Genomic DNA, 25,675 nt, shown 5'->3' on the forward strand with positions numbered 1-25,675 from the left:
TTTTAAGAGTTTCTTGCCCAGCGGTGTGCCGAAATCATCTGTAGTTCGATGGGAACATCGCGCGCTTGGCGTCTTCGTCCATTTCAGTTTTAAAGCTGTGGCCTTTGCCAACGTCGCGAGCGCTAATCGCTGCTGGCAGTGTATTCATCTTGTCGAACCAGCGCTTGATGTTCGGATATTTGTCCATCACATCCGGGTTCTTGTGAACGAACGGTGCTTTATCGACCCAGCCCCAAGCTGAGATATCAACAATCGTCATCTCATTACCAACGATGAAGTCACGGCCTTTCAGGTGGTCTTCTAAAACTTGATAATGGCGCGCAATTTCGTTGCGATAGCGGTTCACGCCATAATCGCTGCCTTCTGGGGCGACATGTTGAAAATGAACCGCTTGCCCGGAAAACGGACCAATACCGGTGGCAATGAACATCAGCCACGATAGGAACTCGCCGCGATCTTCGGCTTTGCCAAGGAACTTGCCGGATTTTTCGGCGAGGTACAGCAAGATAGCGTTCGAGTCAAAAACCCGGACTTCCTTGCCACCCGGACCGTCGGTATCAACAATGGCGGGAACTTTACCATTTGGGTTGATCGCGCGAAACGTCGGATCATGTTGCTGACCTTTGCGGGTATCGACCGGCAGCACCTCGTATGCAAGGCCGGAAGCCTCCAGCATCATCGAGATTTTCTGGGGGTTCGGCGTCGGGTGAAAATAAAAGCGGATCATCAAAGTCTCCTGACAGGTCAGCTTGTTTACACAAAGCCGTGACCTGATTTTGCATTATGGAATGATCGTTTTAAATTGACCGAAAGGTTCGTAATTGGCAAGCTCTGATTATCGGAATTGCCACCAACAAAGAATTGAAGGAGCCACCTTCCCATGATTGATCTTTATTACTGGCCGACCCCAAACGGCCATAAAATCACGCTGTTTCTTGAGGAATCCGGACTGGACTATAAAACCCACCCGATCAATATCGGTGCGGGTGACCAGTTCAAACCCGAATTCCTCGCCTTCTCACCCAACAACCGTATGCCCGCCATTATTGACAATGATCCAGCCGATGGCGGTGACGCGATTACGGTATTTGAATCCGGCGCAATCTTGCAGTATCTGGCGGAAAAAACCGGCAAGTTCCTGTCGACGGATGTGCGCGGGCGGAAAACAGTGATGGAATGGTTGTTCTGGCAGATGGGTGGCCTTGGCCCGATGGCCGGACAGAACCATCATTTCGGCAGCTACGCGCCAGAAAAAATCCCCTATGCGATCACACGGTATGTCAATGAGACCAACCGCCTTTATGGGGTACTGAACAAGCGCCTTGAAGGCCGTGATTTCATTGCTGGCGACGATTACACCATTGCCGATATGGCATCTTATCCGTGGATCATCAGCCACGAAAAACAGCAACAAGACCTCAATGATTTCCCGAACCTGAAACGCTGGTTTGAAAACATCGGGTCGCGCCCAGCGACCATTGCCGCCTATAAAGCGGGCGAAGGATTGAGGTCCGGCGAGATGAGCGAAGCAGACAAAAAAGTCCTGTTTGGTCAAACTTCAAAAACAACTTAATCAACGCGTCCGAAAAACCGTTCTAATGTTAACCCCGCCCCACCGGCGGGGTTTTCTTTTGTACAAAACTGATTGCATGAGAAATACGAATCAAATATATGTTACGTTATAACATAACATATATTAAGGAGGTCGCAGCATGACGCATAACCGCCTTCCGGTCACGGTGCTGTCTGGTTTTTTGGGTGCAGGCAAAACCACATTACTAAATCATGTTCTAAACAATCGTGACGGACTTAAGGTCGCAGTGATCGTTAATGACATGAGCGAGGTTAATATTGACGCTGACCTCATCCGCGAGGGTGGTGCGGAACTTTCGGCGATGGATGAAAAACTTGTCGAAATGACCAATGGCTGTATCTGTTGCACATTGCGAGATGACTTATTGGCGGAAGTACGCCGTCTTGCCGAAACAGGGCGGTTTGATTACCTGCTGATTGAATCAACGGGCATATCTGAACCGCTTCCCGTTGCTGCCACCTTTGATTTTCGGGATGAAAACGGCAATTCACTAGGCGATATTTCAAGACTTGATACCATGGTCACGGTTGTTGATGGCGCACGCATGATTGCCGATTACAGCTCGACCGACTTTCTCAATGACCGTGGAGAAAGTCTGGGCGAAGAAGATGACCGCAGCATCGTCGACCTTCTGGTCGATCAAATCGAATTTGCTGATGTCATTGTTTTGAACAAAACGGATCTGATTGATCCATCGGAACGCAAAACTGTTCTTGGCATTGTTCGCGCGCTAAATGCAGATGCGCGTATCCTCGAAACAGAACATGGCAAAGTTGATCCGAAAGATATCCTGAACACTGGTTTGTTTGATTTCGAACGCGCTCAGGACCATCCCCTATGGGCCAAGGAACTTTATGGTTTTGCCGATCATGTTCCCGAAACCGAAGAATACGGCATCACAAGCTTCACGTTTCGCACGCCGTTTCCGTTTCACCCCCAACGCTTTCATGACTTTATAAATAGCGAATGGCCGGGCGTTGTCCGCGCCAAAGGTCATTTCTGGATCGCAACTCGCCCAAACTGGGTTGGTGAAATCAGCCAAGCTGGTGCTGCGGTAAAGAACGAAGCATTGGGCACATGGTGGAGTGCGGTGCCGCGTGAACGATGGCCTGACAACAATGAATGGCGTGACCGGGTCTTATCAAACTGGGATCCGGTCTTTGGCGACCGAAGACAGGAAATTGTCTTTATCGGCCTTTCAGACCACATGAATGAAGCGGCCCTGCGCGCACAACTTGCCTCCTGCCTGATTGACGAAGACGAAACATTGATCGGCGGAAAGTTTATACCCGACCGCTATCAGGACCTGCCCGATCCATTCCCTCACTGGGGCACATAACAAAAGAGCCGCCAGCCGATACAATCAGCTGGCGGCTCTTTGCATTGCATCATTCGTACTTAGGCGCTGCGAACTTCTTTTAGGAACGCCTCAACAGCCTCGTTCAGCTCATTGGCCTGCTGTCCCAAGCCCTTTGCAAGACCCAGCACTTCGCCAGAAAGCTTTTCAGACTCATCAGCGGCACTCGACACGCCGGTAATGTTTTCCGAAACATCCCGAGTACCATGAGATGCCTGTTCAACATTTCGGGCAATTTCCTGAGTAGCAGCACCCTGTTCTTCTACTGCGGCTGAAATGGTCGTGCTTGATCCATCCAATTGACGAATGGTTTCGGCAATTTCGGCAATAGCATCAACCGCATTGGATGTTGCAACCTGAATACCCTCAACCTGTGTTCGGATATCATCAGTTGCCTTCGCCGTTTGATTGGCAAGGTTTTTAACTTCGTTGGCAACAACAGCAAACCCTTTGCCTGCGTCACCAGCACGCGCGGCCTCGATCGTCGCGTTCAAGGCCAGAAGGTTGGTTTGCTCGGCGATGTTGGTAATCAAGGACACCACTTCGCCGATCTGGTTTGCGGCTTCTGCCAGCAGTTCGATTTTCTGATGCGTATCCTCGGACGTCCGCACAGCACCATTTGCAATCTCGGCTGAATGGGCGACCTGATTGCTGATTTCGGCAATAGATGCGCTCAGTTCTTCGGCGGCAGCAGACACCGTTTCCACATTGCTCGACATTTCTTGTGATGCGGCCGACACCACCGATGAACGCTGACCAACCTGCTTTGCCGTTTCGGACATCGCACCGGCAGAGGATTGCATGTTTGCCGATGCATCAATCACTTTGGCAACAACCTGACCGACACTGGCTTCAAAATTGTCTGCCATTTTACGCAAGGCTTCGCGTTTCTCAATCTCGGACCGGCGTTCCTGTTCTTCACGCTGAACGCGCATTTCTTCCATCTCGATGGTCTTGTCACGGAAGATTTCCATCGACCTTGCCAGATCACCGATTTCACTTTTCTGATCGGTATACAGAACGTCGATCTTATGATCCCCACCAGACAGACGGATCATGTTGTCGGAAATGGCAAACAGAGGGACCGTAATCCCGCGACTGATCATCAGCGAAATCCCAACGACTGCAATCAAAACAGCCGCGGCAACACCGGCCATCACCATCAGGCTTTTCATAAAGACCGCGTTGACGTCATCGATATAAATGCCGGTTGCAACAATCCATCCCCAAGGCTTAAACGCCTTTACGAACGAAAGCTTCGGACGGGTGGCGTCCCCATTGGGAACCTTGTAGGTATAATCGACAAAGCCCTGACCATCTTCCTTGGCAACGCGTGCAAACTCGCGGTAATGAAATTTACCCGCGCCATCTTTGGCGTCGATAAGGTTTTTGCCCACCAGATCGGGTTTAATGTCATGAATAAGAACCACTGGCGTATAATCGAATACGAAGAAATAGTTGGTTTCATCGTAGCGCAATGCCGCAACCGCCCCCTTGGCCGCATCCTGCGCCTGTTCTGTGGTCAGGGCACCGGATTTCTCAAGTTCATGAAAGTGATTGATAAGGGAAATTGTCGAATCAACAAGGTTTTGCGTTTTCGCCTTGCGATCTTCGAGCATGTTATAGCGCAATTCGGTTAAACCGAACGCCCCAACCAGCAGAGCAGCAAGAATAGCACCCGCCACGATTATCATCAGGCGCGTGCCGATTTTCATGGAACTTAATCTAAGCATTCTGTTCCCAACCCTAAATAGTTGCTATTATTGAAGTGCATATGTTTGATCGAAAACTGCCTTTACAAGTATTGCAACAAGTTATTTTTACCCTGTTACCTAGAAAAACGTGTTTCCTAACAACACCATAGACAGCAACGCCGTACAAAATACAATCAGGAAGACAAATGCCCCAATCGGACCCGTCGGGCTTTGCCCCAAATCAACACAGTAGAATCTTTGCCCTGATTGCATTTATGGTGCTGTGCCTGATCATTTCCGCTGCGGGTGGTGCGGCAACGGCAACCAGCGTGCAAGGCTGGTACACGACACTTGAAAAGCCGCTTTTCAACCCGCCCAATTGGCTGTTTGCCCCGGTCTGGACAGTTATCTATTTCATGATTGCCTTTAGTGGCTGGCGGGTATGGCTTAAAGGCGGTATTGCGAATGCCAAGGTCGCCTTTGGGATTTACGGCGCTCAGCTTTTGCTGAACCTTGCCTGGTCATTCCTGTTCTTTGGGGCTCAATCCCCTTTTCTTGGCCTGATTGACATCATTCCACTTTTTATCCTGATCATTATTAACGCTGTGATATTTTGGAAAATAGATCGGTTGGCCGGAATACTTATGGTGCCCTATGCACTCTGGGTCAGCTTTGCCATGCTTTTGAACGGATCGATTTACTTTCTAAATACCTGACATTCCAATCCACTTAACAGCGCACACAGAAAAGCCCGTAGCACCTTTCGGCCTACGGGCTTTTTTCTGTCCACGCATGATCGCAATTATTGCACGACCTTCGTCCCGTCAGCCTCAGCTGTCTCCGCGCCAGCATCGATTTCAGGTTGGGCAACATTGTCCATGCCAAGACGGCCAATAGAAGGCAGGCGCAAGGCAGGTCGGTTAAAATCAATCCCGACATTCAATCCAAGAAGATTAAGTTCGATCCCTTCTTCCAACCCGACAGAAAACCCAAACACACCCAGAAGATTTGCCTGAAAACCCTGACCGCTTGATGACATCCCCACCGGGTTTGTGATCCGTCGGTAGTCCTTGCCAATCGCATTGGCTGGCATATCAAGGTCCAGATCGGGCACTTCACGACCAATATGGGCAATAAAGGTGTTGCTGTTGGGGCCCGGATAACTGCGATAGGTGCTTGGGAACGGATAGCTTTGAATGGCGGCTTCGATCTGCGGGATCAATTGCGCGGCCGCCTCGCCGCGTTGATCAACCAGAATTTGCGGCTTGGAGCCAAACCAAAGCCCATCAGGCAGCGCATAATTCTTGCGCACCACATTGCCGCCGCCCCAGCCCACCACGTCATAGCGGCTATAGCTGGTTTCACCGGCGCGTTTGAAAATCACCCACGGATGAACGGCAAAATAACCGCGCCACCCGAATGTATTGGCCGCCATAACCATGATGACGGCCTGATTTTTAAAGGCAACCGGATCTGGTGCCACGCCTGATGAGTGGCGCGGGGCCGTGCGCCATGTATATTTTTCTTTGGTTTTCTCGCCCGGCGGGTCTTCGGCCAAACTGATCCCGAACGGCAACACAAGTACTGCCAGAAGGCCAAGAAGTAGGGTTCTGCCTTTTTTCACCAAATAATCCTGTCTGAATTCAACTGCGATTACGTTTTGTCTTTACTGGTACGATGACAGACGAGAAATAAGATCAAAAAATGGCACCGCAAGACAGAAGACCGTTCAAAACCCTGTGAGACGCCGATACATTTTTACGACAAACACCTTATGGCCAAGCAGCAAAGGTATTGTCAGGCACCCGTTCTTCGGCCCGACGCAGCCGGCGATATGCCCCCGGTGCATCCCCGATGTAGCGTTTGAAAAACCGACTAAAATAAGCTGGATCACGAAATCCCAAACCATATGCAATCTGCGCCACGCCCAGCGGGGACTGTTCCAGGCGCATACAGGCATCACGAATGACCCGCTCATGCACGATCGTAAGTGGCGGCTTGCCGGTCGCACGCAGAACCGCCGATCCAAGTCGTCTTTCACTGATGCCAAGGGTGCTGGCATAGTCGGCAACATTCCAGTGCTCGCGAAAATGCAATTCCAGAACCTGCAAAAACCGCTGAAAGGTGATGGAGCCCGGACCATGCTGATGACGTTGTTCCATCACCCCCTGCGCAAGACGTACCACCATCGTCAGAATAACCTGAAGCTGTGCTCCGACCACCACGCTGGCCCCAAGCGCATTATGCATCAGTTCGGATCTGATCGCATCAAAGCTACTGCTTAAAAGCGCGTGATCACGGTCGCCGTCAGTCAGGGAAACCACATGGACGGTATCGGCAGCAAAACGCAGCGGCAACCCGCCGCCCGCTGCCCCTGCGATACCCCCACCCGGGTTTCCACAAGAACGTGCGACAAGATCATCTGCCACTGATAGCACATACCCATCGGCCCCCGCTGTGACCGAAACCGCCTGTGTCTCGCCAAGTGGTAACCAGATCAATGCGGGTGCTTTTGCCTCAATTGTGCCTTGGCGCAATTGGATTTGCGCACGCCCGGACAGGAGCAACACGCCATAGCACCGGTCCCGACGGCCCGGATCATTCATCATCCATTGCTGGGCGGACAGGCTGCGATCGAACCTGTCGATCATGGCCTGACTTGTCACCGGCACCGGATCGGCAAAAGGTGCCGCGACCAGCTCTACGGCACTGGAAACAGGTGCAAATTGGGTAGAACCGTTATTCATGCCATTTTCGCCCAGTAATATTCCAAATAGTTATATGTATAAATGTACAATTTTTCGTCTTAAAATGTCAATTTAGCTGTCTTTACATTAGAAAGCTTCCGTCGCTTACTAGTCTGACGGTCAGAAGAACCGCAAAAACAAAAATACAAATCGAATTTGCGTTCCCATTGCTTTGCAACTGCGAACTAATGGGCGGGAGGATACGCCGGAGATCTACTTTGAATTCAAAGTAGATAGCAATATCTCTTTGTCTACTCTCCTGAAAACAACGCACTAACGGGAAAACCGTCTCTGAAAAAGAGATCAGGAGGAAAAGCATGCAGATTTCAAAAAGACTGCGCATCGCGACCTTGACTGCGGCCACCACCGCGCTCATGAGCACCGCGACGCTGTTTGGTGCCAACGCCCAGGAAACCTATCGCATTGGCTATGCCATTTCGAAAACCGGGCCTGGCGCACCGGGGGCAGCCACCAGCACCACGCCCAACTATGAAATGTGGGTCAAGGAAATCAACGATGCCGGCGGCCTTAAGGTCGGTGACAAACAAATCCCGATTGAAGTTGTCGAATATGATGACCGTTCGAGTTCCGAGGAAGCCGTGCGCGCGATTGAGCGCCTGATCAATCAGGACAAGGTTGATTTTATCCTCTCCCCATGGGGCACGGGCATTAACCTTGCCGTTGCGCCGATCCTTGATCGTGCTGGCTATGCCCATATCGCAGGGACGGCTGTAACAGATAAGGCCCCGCAACTTGCCAAACGCTGGACCAATTCTTACTGGTTGCTTGGTACCGGCGAACAATATGCGGTTGAATTGGCCGAGTTCCTCAAAGGCCTGAAAGACGACGGTAAAATCAATGACAAGGTCGCTATGATCGCCGTTGCCGACGGTTTTGGCATTGAGCTGTCCAAAGCCGGTCGCGAGGCCCTTGAAGATCGTGATTTCGAATTGGTCTATGACAAAACCTATCCACTGGGGTCGCAGGATCTGGCAACCATCGTCAATGAAATTAAGTCGCTTGGTGTCGACACTTTTGTGGCCTTTTCCTATCCGCCGGGCACCCTTGGTTTGACTGAACAGTCACGCATTCTTAAATTCAACCCGAAGGTATTCTATGCCGGTGTCGGTACGGCCTTCCCGCTATATAAAAACCGGTTCGGCGATGATGCACAGGGCGTTATCAGCCTTGGTGGGGCCAGTGAGAACGATCCCAAGATTGCCGATTATATCGAACGCCACGTTGCGTTTGCCGGGCGTGAACCGGATCGTTGGGCATCTATCGTCAACTGGGCATCGCTTCAATCGCTGCAACAAGCCATCGAACGTGCCGGTTCCACCGAGCGTGAAGCAGTAAATGCCGAACTGGCCAAAGGCGGATTTGACACCATTCTTGGCACCTATAAACCGGGTGATCAGAACTTCTGGCAGGTTGGCCAGTGGCAGGATGGCAAATTTGTCGGTATTGCCCCGACCAGCATGGAAGGCGCACAGGACCTTGTCTTCCCGAAACCTGACTGGAACGGCGCGCAATAAGCGCCCCCAACTTGGACATGTCGAGGTTGCCCCGCATCTTATTGATCGCAGGCGAACCTCGGCACGCCACTTGGAAGAAATAAATGTTTAGCTACGCAGTTTTTTCGGGAATCACCCTTGGCGGCATGTATGCGCTTGTCGCCATGGGACTGACCCTGCAATACGGGGTATCGCGGATCATGAACCTCGCCTATGGGGAACTCGTGATCGTTGCATCCTTTGTCGCCTATATCCTGATGACCACGCTTGGCATTAACCCCATTGTCGGTCTTTTGATCATCATTCCGGCCAGCTTTGCGCTTAACTGGATTATTTACCGCATCCTGCTGACCCCGCTGGTCGCGCGTGCGAAAAACCGCGGCATGCTGGAAGTCGACAGCATCCTTGCCACCTTTGGCCTGCTGTTTATCGTACAGGGTATATTGCTGGTCTGGTTTGGTGGCAATTATTACAGCTATGACTTCATGAATAACGCGGTTGATGTGTTTGGCGCTGCCATTGCGGCCAACCGTCTTGTCGCGTTGGGGTTTGCGGTTGTTATCGGGCTTGGTTTTTATCTTGTTCTGACGCGAACACGCATCGGCACGGCCCTACGCGCTGTTGCAGTTGATCCGACATCGGCACGGCTTGTCGCCATTGATGTCAATTTCGCATCCTGTTTCGCCTTTGCGCTAGGTGGTGCCATGGCCGCCGTTGGTGGCGTTCTGGTCAGTATGTTTCTGACATTCTCTACCTCGATGGGGGTTGTATTTACCATGAAGGCTCTGATCGTTGTCATCATGGGCGGGGTTGGCAACATGCTGGGCGCACTGGTTGCCGGACTGATCCTTGGCGTTGCCGAAAGTCTGGTCGCAACCTATGTCGACCCAGGCCTCACGATTGCCATAACCTATGTGATCTTCCTTTTGGTTCTTTTGATCAAACCATCCGGCCTGTTCGGGAGGTCTTCATCATGAGCATCCTTACAGCCGACACCCTCAAACCGATTGCCATTGGTGCCGTGATCTTTGCTGCCCTGGCCTTTTTGCCATCACTGGTCGACAACTACTATATGTCGCTTGCCATCAGTGTCGCGAGCTTTGCCGTCCTTGCCACCGCATGGTCGATGTTTTCAGGCCCGACGCGCTATATCTCACTTGCGACCGTGGTGTTCTTTGGCATTGGCGCTTATACCGTTGCCGTTTTGGGCGAACTAATGCCCTTTGCACTTGTTCTGGTCTGTGCTGGTCTTGTCGGGACCGTGATTGCCCTTCTGGTCGGATTTTCAACCCTCCGTCTGGCCGGGGTTTATTTCGTGATCTTCACCTTTGGCCTGACCGAACTGGTCCGTCAGGTTGTCAGCTGGCACGAGGTCAATGTCACCCGTGAAATGGGCCGCTATGTCTTTCTTGATATCACCCAGAATGACATTTACTGGCAACTTCTTGCCCTGTTCGCCGTCCTGCTGTTGACTGGATTTATCCTTGGCCGGTCGCGGCTTGGCTTTGCGCTTCGCATCATTGGCGAGGACGAAACCGTCGCCAAACATTGCGGTATTGATGTCACCCGTATCAAGATCGCCCTGTTTGTCCTGTCTGCCCTGTTCATGACATTGACCGGTGCCATCATGGCGCCACGCTGGACCTATATTGATCCGGTGATTGCGTTTAATCCAATGCTTTCGTTTCAGGTCGTGATCATGGCGCTTCTGGGGGGACCGCGTCGTTTGCTGGGCCCGCTTTTGGGGGTCATTCCACTGACCCTGTTGTTTGAGGTCCTTACCGCAAACTTCCCCAACCATTTCAGCATTCTTCTGGGCTGTGTCTTTATGGTGATTGTTTATCTTCTGCCAAATGGCGTTATCGGGCTGTATGAAAAGTACCGCCCCCCCAAGAAACGCTCACACACCCCAAACAGCACCAAGTCCGGGGAGACACCAGCATGACATCGCACGTTCTTTTGTCGATTTCCGGTCTGCATAAGGCATTTGGCGGTCTAATCGCTGTCAATCAAATGCAATTTGATATCTGTGAAGGCGAAATTATCGGTCTGCTTGGCCCCAACGGATCGGGCAAAACTACGGTGATAAACCTGATTTCCGGTGCGCTTTCACCCAATGACGGCAAAGTCGTTCTGGATGGCAAGGACATCACCAACCTGCCTGCCCATAAAATCAGCCATGCCGGAATTGCCCGCACATTCCAGTTGGTGCGCATCCTGCCCGATCTTGACTGTATCGAAAACATCGAAGCGGGCCTTGCTTACCGCACCAAACCGCTTTGGGGACATGATGCCCACACAGCCGCCTATGAATTGCTTGAACGGATCGGCCTTGAAAAGCATGCCCATACTCCGGCGGGAGATTTGACTTATATTGATCAAAAGCGCCTTGAACTAGGCCGTGCCTTGGCCTTGCAGCCCAAGCTGTTATTGCTTGATGAATGGCTGGCGGGGTTAAACCCATCCGAACTTCAGGACGGCATTACCTTGGTGCGTAAGCTCAAACACGAAGGACTTACCATCATCATGGTCGAACATGTCATGGATGCCATCAGAAGCCTGTGCGACCGTTGTGTCGTGATGAATGCCGGGGCCAAAATCGCCGATGGCAGTCCCGACGCGGTGCTATCTGACGGGGAAGTTATCCGCGCCTATCTGGGAGATAGCCATGCTTGAGATTAAAAACCTGTCTGTGTCATATGGCAAGCACACCGCTCTTCGTGATATTTCACTTACAATTGATCGCGGTGAAATCGTTGTCATGCTTGGGGCCAATGGGGCAGGCAAAAGCAGCCTTTTAAAAGCCTGTGCCGGATTGGTTACAACCCATGATGACACCCGCATCAGCCTTGCAGGCACTGATTTAACCGACCTGAGCGCGCATAAGATCGTCGAGGCGGGGCTGGCACTGGTGCCCGAAGGTCGCGGTATATTCGGCGAGTTGACCGTGCGTGAAAACCTTGAACTCGGTGCTTTTGCCAAACGCGCCCGTGCCGCTGAAAAGCAAAACCTTGAACGCGTCATCGATTTGTTTCCCAAACTGTCCGAACGTCTTGGACAGGCCGCGCGCACCATGAGCGGCGGGGAACAGCAAATGGTCGCCATCGGGCGGGCGTTAATGTCCAACCCGGACGTGCTTTTGCTTGACGAACCATCGCTTGGTTTATCGCCAATCATGACCGGCGATTTGTTCAAGGCCCTTGCCGCCATTCGTAAAACCGGGGTTGGTGTTCTTCTGGTCGAACAGAACGCACACCAGTCCCTTGCAATCTCTGATCGGGGATATCTGATCAAGAACGGGGCCATCACCGGGCAGGATACTGCCAAGGCCCTGCAATCGGACCCTGCTGTGCAAAAGGCCTTTCTGGGTCTTGGGGCGGCCTAATCAGCCGCCTTTCGTCACCACACAGCAGAACATGAGAAAGTCAGGAGTAACGCCATGAATGATGTCAAACTGTTGATCAACAACGAAGACGTCACTGCATCGAACAACCGTACGTTCGAACGCAAAAATCCCGTCACCGGGCAAACCGCAACGGTTGCGGCCGCAGCCAATGCCGCTGATGCCCGCAAGGCTGCCGATGCCGCCGCAGCAGCCTTCCCTGAATGGTCAAAAATGGGCCCCGGTGCGCGCCGTAAAATTCTGCTCAAGGCCGCCGACATCATGGAAGCCAAGGGCGATGAATTTGGCCAGATGGTTCTTGATGAAACCGGCAGCACACGCATGTGGGGTGGATTTAACGCCCATCTGGCGGCCAATATGCTCCGCGAAGCCGGTGGCATGACCACCCAAATTCAGGGTGATTTGATCCCGTCCGACACGCCTGGCCTGATGGCCATGGGCATCCGTCAGCCGGTTGGCGTGGTGCTGGGGATTGCCCCGTGGAATGCTCCGGTTATTCTGGGTACACGCGCGATTGCCATGCCGTTGGCATGCGGCAATACCGTGATCCTTAAGGCGTCTGAACTTTGCCCCGCCCTGCATCACCTCATCGGGCAGTGCCTTGTCGAAGCGGGTGCACCGGCCGGTGTTGTTAACGTCGTGACCAATGCCCCCGAAGATGCTCCGGAAATCGTCGAAGCCCTGATTGCCCATCCGGCAGTCCGTCGCATCAACTTTACCGGTTCAACCCGTGTTGGGCGCATCATCGCCAAGCTCGGCGCTGAACACCTTAAACCGGTTCTGCTTGAGCTTGGCGGTAAGGCGCCGTTCCTTGTCCTTGACGATGCTGACCTTGACGAAGCGGTCAATGGTGCCGCCTTTGGCGCCTATATGAACCAGGGCCAGATTTGCATGTCGACCGAACGTCTGATTGTCGACAATGCGGTTGCCGATGACTTTGTCGCCAAACTGGCAGCCAAGGCAAAGACGCTCACCGCTGGTGACCCCGCCAAGGCTGAAAGCATCCTTGGCGGTGTGGTCAGTGTCGAGGCGGTCAAGCGCATCGAAGAACTGGTTGAAGACGCCGTATCGAAAGGTGCCAAACTGGTTGCGGGTTCAGGCAAGGCCAAAGACGGTGTGCTGATGGATGCCACCCTTCTGGATCATGTGACGCCAGCAATGAAGATCTATTCCGAAGAAAGCTTTGGCCCGATCTGTGTCGTCATTCGTGCGGGTAACGAAGACGAAGCAGTTCGCATTGCCAATGATAGCGAATATGGCCTGTCATCTGCTGTATTTTCGACCAATATTCCGCGCGCGATGAACGTCGCCAAACGCATCGAAAGCGGCATTTGCCACATCAATAGCCCGACCGTTCAGGACGAAGCCCAGATGCCATTTGGTGGTGTCAAATCTTCGGGGTATGGCCGTTTCGGATCAAGGGCATCAATTGATGAATTCACCGAAATGCGCTGGATCACGATCCAAAGTGGCAAACGCCACTACCCGTTCTAAACCGGTAAAACCAAACTCGTCGGGCGGAACCTTCGCCCGGCGGGCTCGTTGCATATTCAGTTGCGCAGGGGGGGGGAAGCCTGATTTGTACTGAGTTCCCTTACAAATCAGGACCTGTGTGCGGGCCGCCCAATGCCAAGTGCTTGGGCGACCCGCAGCTTTTAAGGGGGAGTTAACCGCGCAAAACGGCTTGCATCATGACTTCAAGTGCGCTGGAAAACTTTGATCTGTCTTTCTGGGTAAAGGCCGCATTGCGCCCCTGCTCACCCGTGACTTCGCGCATATGGGCGGCAATTTCGCGCCCGGCAAGTGCATTGCCAATATTGGCTTCGGTGAATTCCTGCCCGTTGGCTTTAAGAACCCGCGCCCCAATTTCAAGCCCGCGCGATGCCAGCGGAATATCACTGGTGACAATCACATCACCCGCATGGGCGTTCTCGGCGATCCAGTCATCGGCCGCATCGGGTTCGGGCGGCACAATCACATTTCGGATCAATGGATTGCGTGATGGACGGATGCCACCGTTCGATACCACAATCATCTCGATCCGGTGGCGTTCAGCCACACGTTCGCATTCGGCCTTTACCGGACAGGCATCGGCATCAACAAACAAACGCGGGCGGGTCTTTTCATTACTGTCGGTCATGGCGCGATCATCCGCAGACCGCGACCAAAGTCAAGACATCAGGTTTAGGCGTTTGCGGATTCTTTGCGATCCGGATTGCCCATCATCAGCAAAACAGCACCGCCCATCAGCGCAAAGCCACCTGCAACCAAGACTGTACTTTGGAAGTCATAGGCGCTTGCCACAAGACCCGTCAAAAGATTGCCAATCAGCCCGCCAACAAAAAGGGTGCTGACATAATAGCTAGTGGCAACACCGGGTTGCTCGGGGGCGAAGTTCTGCACAAACGTCATGCTGATCCCAGCAAAAATCCCATAGTACATGCCATCAAGCGCACCAAGAACCAGAACTTCACGCAGGCTACTTGCCTGATAGATCAAGCCAAAGAATATCGAGGCCAGAACCGCTGCGATCAGCATTCCTTTGCGCTCGCCCACCTTGCGGATCAGAGATGCACAGAAGTAAATCACCACCACTTCGACAAAGCATTTGACGGTCAGGGCAAAGCCTGCCGCCGACGCAACAAGGCCAAGTTCCGTTGAAAAATAAAGTGGCATGGCCGACACAAACACAACGTTCGCCGCCCCAATGAAGAAAACCGGGATACAGGCCATGATCAAACCAACGTTAAAAGGCACCTTTTCACCCGGCTTTAACCGGCCCGGATGATGGGTTTTAAATGCCGCAGGCACGATCAAAAGACAGACCGCAAACCAGACAGCTGCCACCGTTGCGATGGCATAATATGTTGGCGCAAAACCAAATGCGCCAAACACCGATAGCGAGGCCGCCGGTCCAACCATCCAGCCAAGCGAGGTCTGCATGCGCAGAAATCCGTTAAACTTGGCAATGTCGCGGTTGGTCTGTTCGGCAAACAGTCGGCCAAAGGAATACATGACCGAAAGTGCGCCCGATCCCACCCCAAGCAGGATCGACACGATACACAGATAAACCCAGTAAACCTGAACAGCCCCAAGGATCATCATCCCGCTGGCAAAACACAGGATGCTGGTGATCAATAACAGCTTAACCGGCACCCCGCGATCAATCGCCCGACCAAATGCCCGGTTGGTCAGAAGGGTGATACAAACCTGCACAATCGCCACCATGCTGATTTTCCATGGTGGCTCGCCCAGACCTTCAACGACATAAAGACCCGCTAAGGGTGCAGCACTTGATGATGCGAAGGCCCCGACAAGCAGCAATGCCAGAACAAGGAAAGGATAACGATCCAAAAGCGCAATGACACTCGACACAGGCTGCCGCCCATCCATGCTATTATCATCTGTAATATGGTCGCGCATCCCACATCCCCTCGCCTTTTGTTGCGTTACGGGATGTTTTTATCGCCTCAACTTAAAATTGTGAACAAAATCACAGTACTATAGGGAAAATGTCACAAAACTGGAACAGTCGAACTTAGGCCAATCCACCAACAAAGCTCGAAAGTTCCGGCGTTTTAGGACTGGCAAAGACTTCTTCCGGGTCGCCGGTTTCGTGAATGCGGCCCTGATGCATAAAGACAAGCTTGTCACACACTTCACGCGCAAAGCGCATTTCGTGGGTCACCATGACAAGAGTCATGCCCTCTTCTGCCAGTTGCCGCACGACCGCCAGCACCTCGTTAACCAGTTCGGGATCAAGTGCGGATGTAACCTCGTCACACAAAAGAACCTTGGGCTTCATGGCAAGTGCCCGTGCGATGGCTACGCGTTGCTGTTGCCCACCCGAAAGCTGGTCCGGGTAATGCATCATCTTGTCGGCCAAACCGACCTTGATCAGCATTTCTTCTGCGACTTTCCTGGCATCGGCCTTCGATTGCTTTTTGACCACCTGTGGCGACAGCATCACGTTTTCAAGCGCGGTATAATGCGGGAAAAGATTGAACTGCTGAAACACCATGCCGACCTGCAGACGCAATCCCAGAAGATCGGCATCGCGATCACTGATTTTCTTGCCGTCAACTATGATGGCACCATCATCAATGACTTCAAGCCCATTGATCGTCCGCAAAAGCGTGCTTTTGCCAGATCCGCTTTTGCCAATCAGCGCGATCACCTGCCCCTCATCAATTGAAAGGTTGATCCCCTTAAGGACTTGTAGCTCGCCAAAACTTTTATGGATGGCATGTAATTCAACGAGCGACATGACGAAACTTCCCTTCGAGGTAACCGGCAAAAAGTGACAGCGGATAACAAATCAAAAAATACATTACAGCGACAAAGCCATACACGGTGAAAGGTGCGTAAGTCGCATTGGTAATCATGGTGCCCGCCTTAGTCAGTTCGACAAAGCCAATGATTGATGCAACCGCCGTTCCCTTAACCACCTGCACTGAGAACCCGACAGTCGGGGGAACCGCAATGCGCATGGCCTGCGGCAAAATAATGTAGCGCATTTGCTGAGTAAACTTCATGCCAAGGCTGGTCGATGCTTCCCACTGCCCCTTACCAATAGCCTCGACACACCCACGCCAGATTTCGGTCAGGAATGCGCTTGTGAACAATGTTAACCCAAGCATCGCCGCCATCCAGGGGGATATATCCAGCCCAATAAGCGGCAACCCGAAGAAAACAATGAACAGCTGCATCAAAAGCGGCGTGCCTTGAAACAATTCGACATAACAGCGAACAAGCCCCTTTACCCATGCGCCTCCTGCTGTGCGGGCCATTAAGAGTAACAGGCCAACCAAACCACCCAGAACAAAAGCAGTCAGGGATAGCAACACTGTCCAGCGCGCAGCCATCAAAAGATTATAAATGATATCCCAATTTGAAAATTCAGACATGCCGCCGCCGTTCAAACAGATAGTTGCCAAGAACCTTCAGCACCATCCGAAGCAGGATCGACATCACCAGATAAATACCGGTCACGATGAAATAAACTTCGAACGCACGAAAATTAAGAGCCTGAATATAGTTCGCCCCAAATGTCAGTTCTTCAGCGGCAATCTGCGAACAAACAGAAGACCCCAACATGACGATCACGATCTGACTGGAAAGGGCCGGCCAGATTTTCTGAAGGGCAGGCAGGATGATCACATACCGGAAAATCTGCAGGCGGCTCATCGCAAGACTTTGCGCGGCTTCGATTTGACCATGCGGCACAGCCTGAATACCCGCGCGGACAATCTCGGTCGAATAGGCACCGAGATTGACAATCATCGCCAATACAGCGGCCTGCAACTCCGTCAGCTTGACGCCCAACGCAGGAAGACCAAAAAAGATAAAGAACAATTGGATCAGAAACGGGGTGTTGCGGATCAACTCAACATAAACGCCGACAATTTGGCTGATCACCGGGGTGCGTGACGCACGCGCCCACGCCCCCATGATGCCCAGCCCAACGCCAACCACTGCCCCGATAACTGTCAGCTCGGTAGTTAGAATGACCCCATCCAACAGCAATTCCCAATGCGGCACGATGGCGCCAAAGTCGAATTTATATGCCATTGATCAGCAACGACCCCCTAAGTCAGTTCAAAATGATTACAGCTCTTCCGGCAGCGGAATACCAAGCCATTTGACAGCAATCTCATTGAGGCTGCCATCCGCAATTGATGCGGCAATGATGTCATTGATCTTTTCCTTGAAGGCGGCTTCGTCTTTGTTCAAGCCGACATAGCAAGGAGAATTTTTGATCAGGAATTTCGGCTCTGGCTTACGCGGCGGATCACGTTCAATGATTGCAGCCGCCGTCACATTCCCCGTGGCAATCAGATCAACCTGCCCCGAAAGGAATGCCGAAATCGTGCCGTTGTTATCTTCGTAACGTTTGATATTAACATCCGACGGCGCAATTTTCGAAAGTTCAAGATCTTCAATCGCACCACGGGTCACACCGACTGACATTCCCGAAAGGTCCTCAGCCTTCTCGACTGAAAAATCTGCTGGACCAAAAACACCATTATAGAACGGTGCATATGGGTCACTAAAATCAATGACCTTTTCGCGGTCCGGGTTTTTGCCAAGGCTGGAAATCACCAGATCCACCTTGCCGGTGGTCAGATACGGAATACGGTTGCTTGATGCGACCGGGACAAGCTCCAACTCCACACCAAGATTCTCGGCAATCAGTGCCGCCATATCGATGTCATAACCTTTTGGCTGCATGTCTGTGCCAACGGTCCCAAATGGCGGGAAATCCTGCGGAACGGCAACTTTTAAAACACCCGCCTCTGCAATGCTATCAAGCGCCCCTGCCCAAGCGACACCCAAAGGAGCTGTCAATATCGCGGCCGCAGTGACCGCCACTTTCAAAAACTGTTTCATTTGCCTCTACCCGTTTTGCCATGAGAATTTTGCATATTTTTTAACCTAAATATAAAACTGCATATTTATTCATCTAATGTCTATGAATATTTTGTTCTTCAGCATAAACTCAGCTTCCATAAACAATTATTCATCGGAAAATCAGGAGTTTTAGAACAGAGAAAAACACTCAACTGGTCTGACCAGATACAGGGATGCAGATGAAACGCAGTGAAACAGCGCCAGAACGGGCCGCACGAGACATTCGAAACCTGATCAAACGTCGGGAGTTAAAGGCAGGTGAGGCCCTGCCCGCCCAGCGCAGCCTTGCCGCCGAGCTTGGCATTAGCCGCACCAGCCTGCGCGAGGCACTTGCCACACTCGAAGCTCTGGGCATGGTTCACACCCATGCAGGCAAAGGCGTCTTCGTCGCCGACCGCAAAACCCACATCCCGCTTGATCAGCACCGCAACCAGCAGGCAGCACAGGTCTATCAGTTCAGGCTAGCTATCGAACCCTATGTCGCAGGCCTTGCCGCCCAAATGCACACCAACGAACATCTGGCAGCGCTACAAGACAGCATCAGCGATATGCGCGATGCGCTTGATGGCGATGACCTGATTGCGGCGGCCACCGCCGATACGGAATTTCACGAAATTCTTCTGGCCGCATCGGGCAACCCGATGTTTGCCGACGCCATGCATCCAGCCGCACACATCATTCACGAAAACCAGATGCTGCCTTTCGCCAACGCGACCGCCATTGCAGCCCCTTTATCGGAACACGAACAGGTTTTGCGTTTTGTTCGTGAACACAATCCTTCCGGCGCGCGCGATGCCATGCACTTTCATGTATTAAGTGCTGCGACCAGAGCACAGATCGCTTTTTTACGCCCCTAAAGCAAAACCCCCACCCGGTTTCCCGGATGGGGGTTTCACTTAACTTCGTTTAACACGGTGCCATTCACAAGGAATGGCAAGCCGAATTAAGCAGCCGTCAGGTCGTCAGCCGAAACGCGGCCCGAACGTGAGTCGGTACGCAGTTCGTAATTGATTTTGTCGCCTTCCTGCGGGTGACCCATACCAGCGCGTTCAACGGCGCTGATGTGCAGGAATACGTCATTTCCGCCTTCGTCCGGCTGAATGAAACCAAAACCTTTAGTTGCGTTGAACCATTTAACGGTACCTGTTGCCATCTTTAAATCTCCTTATCGAGTATTGATTGGCGTTTTGACACACCCCGCTTGGGTGCGCCTATCTTTGTTCGATAATCAAATCAGACGCGTTCGCGACTTCTCTGATTATCGGAAGGTTTGTTGCGGCCTGAACCACCTGGCTGCCCGCCAGATTGTGGGCCACGATGATTGCGATTGCGGTTTGCACCGCCGCGCTTGCCTTGCGGATTGGCATTTCCGCGGCCATTGGCCCCGTTGCCATTCGCGCGGCGTTCTTCCGTGCTGCCCATAAAGGACAGACCGGAAGAAATTGCATTGCCGTTCTGCGCGCCATCACGGACGTTCCCGTTGGAATCGACCTTTTTGGCTGGGCGCTTGCGACTATCAGCTTGACCAGCACCGTTTCCAGTGCCGTTACCACGGCCGTTCGCCGGCTTGGAACTGATCCCGCCTTTGTAACGACTTTTCGATTTTTCCAGAGCCGGGTTAGCAGCGACTTTGTCATTTGTGCCTGCGTTGGCGTTGGCGCGGCCTTCGGCATCACGACGCGGCGCCGCCGAACGGGCATCATCACGTTCGCGACGCGGACCAGAAGCACGCTGCTCGGACCGGTCATTACGACCAGAAGCAGCCTGACGATTTCCGCCACCATTGCCACGGCCGTTTCCACGACCACCGTTACCGCGTGACTGACCACCACCGCTTGAACGACGACCGCGATTGGCATCACGCGCATCTTCAGGATCGGCTGCCTGTTCGGCGGCGGCCTTGGCATCACGACGGTCAATCACGGGGATCGTCTGGCGTGTATTTCGTTCGATATCGCGCAGCAGACCGCGTTCTTCTGCATCACAAAATGCAATCGCGGAACCACTGGCACCACCACGGGCCGTACGGCCGATACGGTGGACATAACTTTCAGGCACATTCGGCAATTCGAAGTTCACAACGTGGGTCACGCCGTCAACATCGATACCACGTGCAGCAATATCGGTTGCCACCAGCACACCAATCTGACCGTCCTTAAAGGCGTTCAGGGCGCGTTCACGCTGGTTCTGACTTTTATTACCGTGAATGGCTGCTGCACTGATCTTGTTTGCCTCAAGATGACGGGCAACACGATCGGCACCACGTTTGGTCCGGGTAAAGACCAGCGTGCGTTTGAATGCAGGATTGTCAAGAAGCTCGGCCAGAAGCTGACGCTTGCGGGTGCGCTCAATCAGGTAAACCGATTGTTCGACCCGTTCTTGCGTGGTGGAAACCGGGGTTACCGACACCTTCACCGGATCTGACAGCATATCCCCTGCCAACTGGCCAATCTGGCCGGGCATGGTTGCCGAAAAGAACAGGTTCTGACGCTTTTTGGGGAGCATTTTGACAATGCGTTTGATCGGCGGCAAAAAACCGAGATCAAGCATATGGTCAGCTTCATCAAGCACAACCACATCCACGTGGGACAGGTTGAGCTTTCCGCTATCAACGTGATCAAGCAAACGACCCGGTGTGGCGACAAGCACCTCAACACCCGGTACAATAGCCTTGATCTGCGGACCAGGCGCAACACCACCAACGACCACAGCAACGCGGACGTTCAAGAAGCGACCATAGGCACGGAAGCTATCACCGATCTGCGCGGCTAGTTCGCGCGTCGGAGCCAGAACCAGCACACGGCAGGAACCTTTGGGAGTACGGCCTTCGGATTTCGAAAGGCGATCAAGAATCGGCAACGCGAAAGCTGCCGTCTTGCCGGTACCGGTCTGAGCGATACCAAGCAGGTCCTTGCCTTGTAGCAGGGACGGAATGGACTGCGCCTGAATTGGGGTGGGCACATCATAGCCTTCATGCGCTAGTGCACGAAGAACCGGCTCGGCCAGGCCGAGTTCGGAAAACTGGGTCAAATAAGGGTAACTCGTAATTGTTGGGCTGCAGACAGCTGGGAAAAATCCCGGTAAAATATAGTAATCAGGTCTGCGCCTTGTAGTTCAGGAAGCATCCGCGTAGCTGGATACTTCAATACGTTCTTCCGACAATCACTCAACAGTGTGGAACTTTCGTTCCCTCTACGCTTCTGGAGCGATCAAATATCGAAGACACCATGCACAGAGTTTTTACCGCTTGTCAAACGTCATATTCATGCAAGATCAGAGTTTTATCCGCTCCGACCCGGCGCATCAGTGCCACCGGGCGCATAAACCATAGCATTCAACCGCTAATTCACCGAACACGGATTTGCCGCGCCGCATGGATTATATGCGCCACAAGGGCTGGCAGAAGCACATGGATTGGCCGTTGACGGCGCACAAGGGTTATAAGCAGCGCATGGATTCGCACCGCAAGGATTTACCCCACCAGCGGCGCACGGGTTCGCCCCACATGGATTATAGGCGGCACATGGGTTTGCCACAGAACAAGGGTTACCCGCCGAACATGGGTTGTATGCAGCACAGGGATTCGCCCCACACGGGTTTGCCGCACAGGGCGCCGCGCCACATGGATTTGCAGAACATGGGTTGGCTGCACATGGATTCGCGCCACAAGGATTAGCAGCACACGGATTGCTCCCAGCGGCCGGAAGCTTGGCAGGGGCCGGGTTGGCGATCGCCGGAATATTCGCCGTATGGCTGTAATGGTCGAGTGCAACCGCACCCGTAGCAGCAAGGAAGACCGCTCCAAACAGAAGTGTGTTTTTCTCGCTCATTTTCGAAAACCATCCATTCCAAACACAGGACGCAATGCAATACCGACCCAACTGCCGGCAAACGCCAGTACAAACCACAACCAGCCATGCAGGCTACCCGATGCGATACCGCTAAAGAACGCGCCGATGTTGCAGCCAAACGCCAAACGCGCACCATACCCCATCAGCAACCCGCCAATGACCGCCGCCATAAGCGACGCCAACGGCACACTGACTTTCGGTGCAAACTTACCCGCAAGGGCAGCAGCAAAGGCCGCGCCGATAACGATGCCGAAGTTCATCACCGATGTAGTGTCGGCCAGAACCGAGTTGCCCAATGCGTCGGCCGGGCCTGCCCAATTCCAGAACTCCCATGTTTCCACCGGAACCCCGGCGAACTGGGCAATCTTAGCCCCCCAAAGGCCAAAACCAAACGTGATCGACCACGGATGACCGGCAATCAAAAGGGTTGCAACATTAAGCCCCGCCAACAGCAACCCGGTCCAAACCATCGGCCACGGCCCATGGAAAAGACGGGTAAGATTACTGTGCTGCGCGATTGGCGATGCTTCAAGTGACCCGTGCGCGCGTTTTTCAACAATCACCGTCAAAAGTGCGATCAGCACCAAACCGGCAAACGTCACCGCAAGACCACCGCCGATGCCAAATTCACGACCCAGGCTAATCGGTGGCAAGGATGGCAGCTCAAGCCACATCGGCAAATGGGCGGTGCCAACCACTGCACCGATGATAAAGAAAACAAGGGTGAGTAACATGCGCGCACTGCCACCGCCCACGGTGAACAATGTGCCCGACCCGCAACCACCCCCAAGCTGCATGCCAAGACCGAACATAAACGCGCCGATCAAGACCGAGGTGCCAACAGGCGCAACCGCACCAACAATCGGATTTCCAAGCGGGCTTCCAAGGGCAAGCATCGGGATAAAGGCCGCCGCCGCAACACCGACCATCAAAAGCTGCGCGCGCATCGCACGTCCGCGCTTCTCGACCGAAAAACGGCGCCAACCGCCCGTAAAGCCAAAGGATGCATGGTATAGCGAAACGCCCAGCAGCCCGCCAAGACCGTAAAGCACGGCCTGATGCAGATCGACCGCCTGGGCAATCGCAACGCCTGCAAGGATAAACAGGATGGCCGTGACCAAGGCCGGGCCCCTGTCAAAATCAAAACCCGGTTTGGCCGGGCGCGCAGAAAGTGTCGTTTCAGACATGGTGACGCTCAATAACGTTAAATGAATTCCACAAATGCGAACGGAACCGGGGCCTGCCCGGTTCCGTCCGACATGATCTTGCCAATAGCAGTGCCTGAAAAATCCCGATTATTCCGGGATCACCATTTCACGGCTTGGATCGGCAGCCCATTCGGTCAGGGAACCATCATACATGGCTGTGTTCTTATTGCCCATCACTTCGGAAAGACCGAACCATGCAACGGATGCCCAATGGCCGGTATTGCAATAGGTGATTTCCTTGGCATCGGACGCAACACCGGCATCACCAACCAGTTGCTCAATCGCATCGGATGCAACAAAGGCACCGTCCTGGTCGTTATAGAATTTCGACTGCGAGATGTTTTTCGCCCCCGGAATGGCGCCATTACGCGCAACAACACCGCTTTTTGATTCCCCCTTGAACTGCGATACCGGACGCGCATCAATCAGCGCAAGACCATTGGCTTGCGCCTTGGCAACGTCATCAGCAGACGCCAGCAGCTCCGGACGGAAATTGGCGTTAAAGGCAACCGTGATCGGCGCGACCGCATCAGTCGAAACGGCTTTGCCCGCCGCATTCCAAGCCCGCTGGCCGCCATCAAGAATGGTCACTGCATCATGACCAAGCACCTTAAATGTCCAGTACACACGTGTCGCAGCACCAAAGTCGGAGCTGTTCTGCCCCGCCGGGACGACAACAACCTGTTTGTCGTTATCGATACCAAGTGCGCCAATACGACCTGAAATCACGTCGACGGGCGGCAGCATGCCAACAACATTGTCGACCTTGGCACGCCAGCCAAATTTACCATACGGCGCATAAATCGAACCGGGAATGTGACCGGCATCATAGGGGCTGCCCTCTTTGGTCATTGAACGAATATCAACAACAACCAGCGACGGGTTATCAAGGTTTGCTTCAACCCAGTTGGAATCCACCAGTGGCTTTTCGGTCAGACGCTCAGCCTGAGCAGCGCTACCGGCAAAAACAAATGCGGCTGCGGCAACCGCAGAAAGAATGAGAGAACGCATGGGGCCTGTCTCCATATTTCAAGAGTGTCATAAATCTGTAGAAGAGATGTAATCACGCAGATAAAAATGTCAATAAAGCTAATTATACATTTTATTTTTGTTTATTTAGATTCGACGAAACCCTGCCATCCCTACTGCATTCAAATCAGGGAATCATCCCGCCGGGCGCAGGTTATTCAGATAACGGGCAAATTCGCGCGCAAAGGCATCCTGGGTTTCAAGATTGCGCAAGGCTGGGGGCCGGGTCAGGAAACCATGCAGGGTAGCAATCAGGAATTCTGCCACAGACGACGGCTCAACATCCGTTCGCACGGTTTTGTTAAACTGTGCCTTGCCGATATGGGATGCCAGCCCGCGCCGCCAATAACGGTAAACACCATCAATACGTTTGCGTAAACTTTCATCAAGCTCCCCCGCACCCGACGCCAGCCGTGCGAGCGGGCAGCCGCCCTCAAGAAGCTCCGGGGCATTATCACCGCTAAGCCGGTCAACCTGCTCCATCAGGATGGGCAAGATGTCTTCGGCGTTTTCAAGCTCGTTCAGCCAGACCGTATCAACATATCCCGGAAGGCATTCCTCGATCACGGCATTCACCAGCTTGGCCTTGCCGGAAAAGTGGTGGTACAGCGCACCTTTAGTCACACCACTATGATCGAGAATATTATTGATCGATGCCCCGCCAAACCCCGCGCGACGGATTTCACCAAATGCCGCATCCAAAAGCTTTTGCCGGGTTTCATCGGGATTACGCACCCGTTTTGGCACAAGAGCCGTCTCAGGCGTCAGATCAAGTGCCGTGCCCGCGTCATCCTGACTGTTGTCGGGGCGGGAAATCCGCGAAAGAGCAGATGAAATGCTAAAGGGCGATTTGGTCATACGACATAC

26 protein-coding genes are annotated in these 25,675 nt (G+C 53.0%); 11 read left to right on the top strand and 15 right to left on the bottom strand.

Annotated features, from left to right (window positions below):
• Positions 1-34: 34 nt before the first annotated feature.
• Positions 35-727: a glutathione S-transferase family protein gene (locus K355_RS0116715; protein ID WP_022733304.1), complete on the bottom strand. Its 693-nt coding sequence runs from the start codon at positions 725-727 to the stop codon at positions 35-37.
• Between the two features lie 153 nt (positions 728-880).
• Between K355_RS0116715 and K355_RS0116720 the strand changes: the two genes are divergently transcribed.
• Positions 881-1,573: a glutathione binding-like protein gene (locus K355_RS0116720; RefSeq protein ID WP_022733305.1), complete on the top strand. Its 693-nt coding sequence runs from the start codon at positions 881-883 to the stop codon at positions 1,571-1,573.
• A 139-nt stretch (positions 1,574-1,712) separates the two neighbouring features.
• On the top strand, positions 1,713-2,933 hold the full coding sequence (gene zigA / locus K355_RS0116725) for a zinc metallochaperone GTPase ZigA (RefSeq protein WP_022733306.1): 1,221 nt from the start codon (positions 1,713-1,715) through the stop codon (positions 2,931-2,933).
• 59 nt (positions 2,934-2,992) lie between these two features.
• Here the strand turns inward: zigA and K355_RS0116730 are convergent, their stop codons facing one another.
• The gene (locus tag K355_RS0116730; protein WP_022733307.1) at positions 2,993-4,684 is read right to left on the bottom strand and encodes a methyl-accepting chemotaxis protein; all 1,692 of its coding nucleotides are present in this window, start codon (positions 4,682-4,684) and stop codon (positions 2,993-2,995) included.
• A 167-nt stretch (positions 4,685-4,851) separates the two neighbouring features.
• On the opposite strand from K355_RS0116730, the gene K355_RS0116735 reads away from it, so the two are divergent.
• Entirely contained in the window at positions 4,852-5,361 is a 510-nt protein-coding gene (locus K355_RS0116735) for a TspO/MBR family protein (protein WP_022733308.1), read from the top strand.
• Positions 5,362-5,447: 86 nt separating this feature from the next.
• Here the strand turns inward: K355_RS0116735 and K355_RS24250 are convergent, their stop codons facing one another.
• A complete protein-coding gene (locus tag K355_RS24250) occupies positions 5,448-6,269 on the bottom strand; it encodes a DUF3750 domain-containing protein (protein WP_022733309.1) in 822 nt (273 codons plus the stop codon).
• Positions 6,270-6,417: 148 nt separating this feature from the next.
• On the bottom strand, positions 6,418-7,392 hold the full coding sequence (locus K355_RS24255) for a helix-turn-helix domain-containing protein (RefSeq protein ID WP_022733310.1): 975 nt from the start codon (positions 7,390-7,392) through the stop codon (positions 6,418-6,420).
• 317 nt (positions 7,393-7,709) lie between these two features.
• Here K355_RS24255 and K355_RS0116755 point away from each other — a divergent pair, with 317 nt between their 5' ends.
• From K355_RS0116755 to K355_RS0116780, 6 genes are all read left to right on the top strand, one after another.
• Positions 7,710-8,927, top strand: a complete 1,218-nt coding sequence (locus tag K355_RS0116755) for an amino acid ABC transporter substrate-binding protein (RefSeq protein WP_022733312.1) — start codon at positions 7,710-7,712, stop codon at positions 8,925-8,927.
• Between the two features lie 83 nt (positions 8,928-9,010).
• Positions 9,011-9,883 carry a branched-chain amino acid ABC transporter permease gene (locus K355_RS0116760; protein ID WP_022733313.1) on the top strand — a complete coding sequence of 291 codons (873 nt, stop codon included), beginning with the start codon at positions 9,011-9,013 and terminating at the stop codon, positions 9,881-9,883.
• Positions 9,880-10,851: a branched-chain amino acid ABC transporter permease gene (locus K355_RS24260; RefSeq protein ID WP_051146019.1), complete on the top strand. Its 972-nt coding sequence runs from the start codon at positions 9,880-9,882 to the stop codon at positions 10,849-10,851. Before K355_RS0116760 ends, K355_RS24260 begins: the two co-directional genes overlap by 4 nt.
• Complete coding sequence (locus tag K355_RS0116770; protein ID WP_028791688.1) at positions 10,848-11,582, top strand: ABC transporter ATP-binding protein; 735 nt, start codon at positions 10,848-10,850, stop codon at positions 11,580-11,582. Before K355_RS24260 ends, K355_RS0116770 begins: the two co-directional genes overlap by 4 nt.
• Complete coding sequence (locus K355_RS0116775; RefSeq protein WP_022733314.1) at positions 11,575-12,291, top strand: ABC transporter ATP-binding protein; 717 nt, start codon at positions 11,575-11,577, stop codon at positions 12,289-12,291. Before K355_RS0116770 ends, K355_RS0116775 begins: the two co-directional genes overlap by 8 nt.
• A gap of 54 nt (positions 12,292-12,345) precedes the next feature.
• Complete coding sequence (locus K355_RS0116780) at positions 12,346-13,803, top strand: aldehyde dehydrogenase (protein ID WP_022733315.1); 1,458 nt, start codon at positions 12,346-12,348, stop codon at positions 13,801-13,803.
• Positions 13,804-13,975: 172 nt separating this feature from the next.
• Here K355_RS0116780 and K355_RS0116785 read toward each other — a convergent pair whose 3' ends face one another.
• From K355_RS0116785 to K355_RS0116810, 6 genes are all read right to left on the bottom strand, one after another.
• The gene (locus K355_RS0116785) at positions 13,976-14,449 is read right to left on the bottom strand and encodes a YaiI/YqxD family protein (protein WP_022733316.1); all 474 of its coding nucleotides are present in this window, start codon (positions 14,447-14,449) and stop codon (positions 13,976-13,978) included.
• Positions 14,450-14,493: 44 nt separating this feature from the next.
• Positions 14,494-15,732 (bottom strand): MFS transporter, encoded by a 1,239-nt coding sequence (locus K355_RS0116790; RefSeq protein ID WP_022733317.1) that lies wholly within the window; start codon positions 15,730-15,732, stop codon positions 14,494-14,496.
• A 115-nt stretch (positions 15,733-15,847) separates the two neighbouring features.
• The gene (locus K355_RS0116795; RefSeq protein WP_022733318.1) at positions 15,848-16,576 is read right to left on the bottom strand and encodes an amino acid ABC transporter ATP-binding protein; all 729 of its coding nucleotides are present in this window, start codon (positions 16,574-16,576) and stop codon (positions 15,848-15,850) included.
• Entirely contained in the window at positions 16,563-17,216 is a 654-nt protein-coding gene (locus K355_RS0116800; protein ID WP_022733319.1) for an amino acid ABC transporter permease, read from the bottom strand. Before K355_RS0116800 ends, K355_RS0116795 begins: the two co-directional genes overlap by 14 nt.
• A complete protein-coding gene (locus K355_RS0116805) occupies positions 17,209-17,880 on the bottom strand; it encodes an amino acid ABC transporter permease (protein ID WP_022733320.1) in 672 nt (223 codons plus the stop codon). The genes K355_RS0116800 and K355_RS0116805 overlap by 8 nt, the downstream gene beginning before the upstream one ends.
• 36 nt (positions 17,881-17,916) lie before the next feature.
• Positions 17,917-18,699: a transporter substrate-binding domain-containing protein gene (locus K355_RS0116810; protein ID WP_022733321.1), complete on the bottom strand. Its 783-nt coding sequence runs from the start codon at positions 18,697-18,699 to the stop codon at positions 17,917-17,919.
• A gap of 200 nt (positions 18,700-18,899) precedes the next feature.
• Between K355_RS0116810 and K355_RS0116815 the strand changes: the two genes are divergently transcribed.
• Positions 18,900-19,577 carry a FadR/GntR family transcriptional regulator gene (locus K355_RS0116815; protein WP_028791690.1) on the top strand — a complete coding sequence of 226 codons (678 nt, stop codon included), beginning with the start codon at positions 18,900-18,902 and terminating at the stop codon, positions 19,575-19,577.
• 86 nt (positions 19,578-19,663) lie between these two features.
• Here K355_RS0116815 and K355_RS0116820 read toward each other — a convergent pair whose 3' ends face one another.
• Complete coding sequence (locus K355_RS0116820) at positions 19,664-19,873, bottom strand: cold-shock protein (RefSeq protein ID WP_008892034.1); 210 nt, start codon at positions 19,871-19,873, stop codon at positions 19,664-19,666.
• A gap of 80 nt (positions 19,874-19,953) precedes the next feature.
• Positions 19,954-21,750 carry a DEAD/DEAH box helicase gene (locus K355_RS26220; protein ID WP_022733323.1) on the bottom strand — a complete coding sequence of 599 codons (1,797 nt, stop codon included), beginning with the start codon at positions 21,748-21,750 and terminating at the stop codon, positions 19,954-19,956.
• Positions 21,751-22,093: 343 nt separating this feature from the next.
• Here K355_RS26220 and K355_RS25610 point away from each other — a divergent pair, with 343 nt between their 5' ends.
• Complete coding sequence (locus tag K355_RS25610) at positions 22,094-22,396, top strand: hypothetical protein (protein ID WP_022733324.1); 303 nt, start codon at positions 22,094-22,096, stop codon at positions 22,394-22,396.
• Positions 22,397-22,546: 150 nt separating this feature from the next.
• On the opposite strand, the gene K355_RS0116835 is transcribed toward K355_RS25610, so the two are convergent.
• The 3 genes from K355_RS0116835 to K355_RS0116845 form a co-directional block, all read right to left on the bottom strand.
• Complete coding sequence (locus K355_RS0116835; RefSeq protein ID WP_022733325.1) at positions 22,547-23,758, bottom strand: YeeE/YedE family protein; 1,212 nt, start codon at positions 23,756-23,758, stop codon at positions 22,547-22,549.
• A gap of 108 nt (positions 23,759-23,866) precedes the next feature.
• Positions 23,867-24,790, bottom strand: coding sequence for a sulfurtransferase (locus K355_RS0116840; RefSeq protein ID WP_022733326.1), 924 nt, complete (start codon positions 24,788-24,790; stop codon positions 23,867-23,869).
• A 153-nt stretch (positions 24,791-24,943) separates the two neighbouring features.
• Positions 24,944-25,666 (bottom strand): TetR/AcrR family transcriptional regulator, encoded by a 723-nt coding sequence (locus tag K355_RS0116845; protein WP_022733327.1) that lies wholly within the window; start codon positions 25,664-25,666, stop codon positions 24,944-24,946.
• Positions 25,667-25,675: the final 9 nt, after the last annotated feature.

Source organism: Thalassospira lucentensis MCCC 1A00383 = DSM 14000 (assembly GCF_000421265.1).
In the GTDB taxonomy this organism is placed as follows: Bacteria; Pseudomonadota; Alphaproteobacteria; order Rhodospirillales; family Thalassospiraceae; genus Thalassospira; species Thalassospira lucentensis.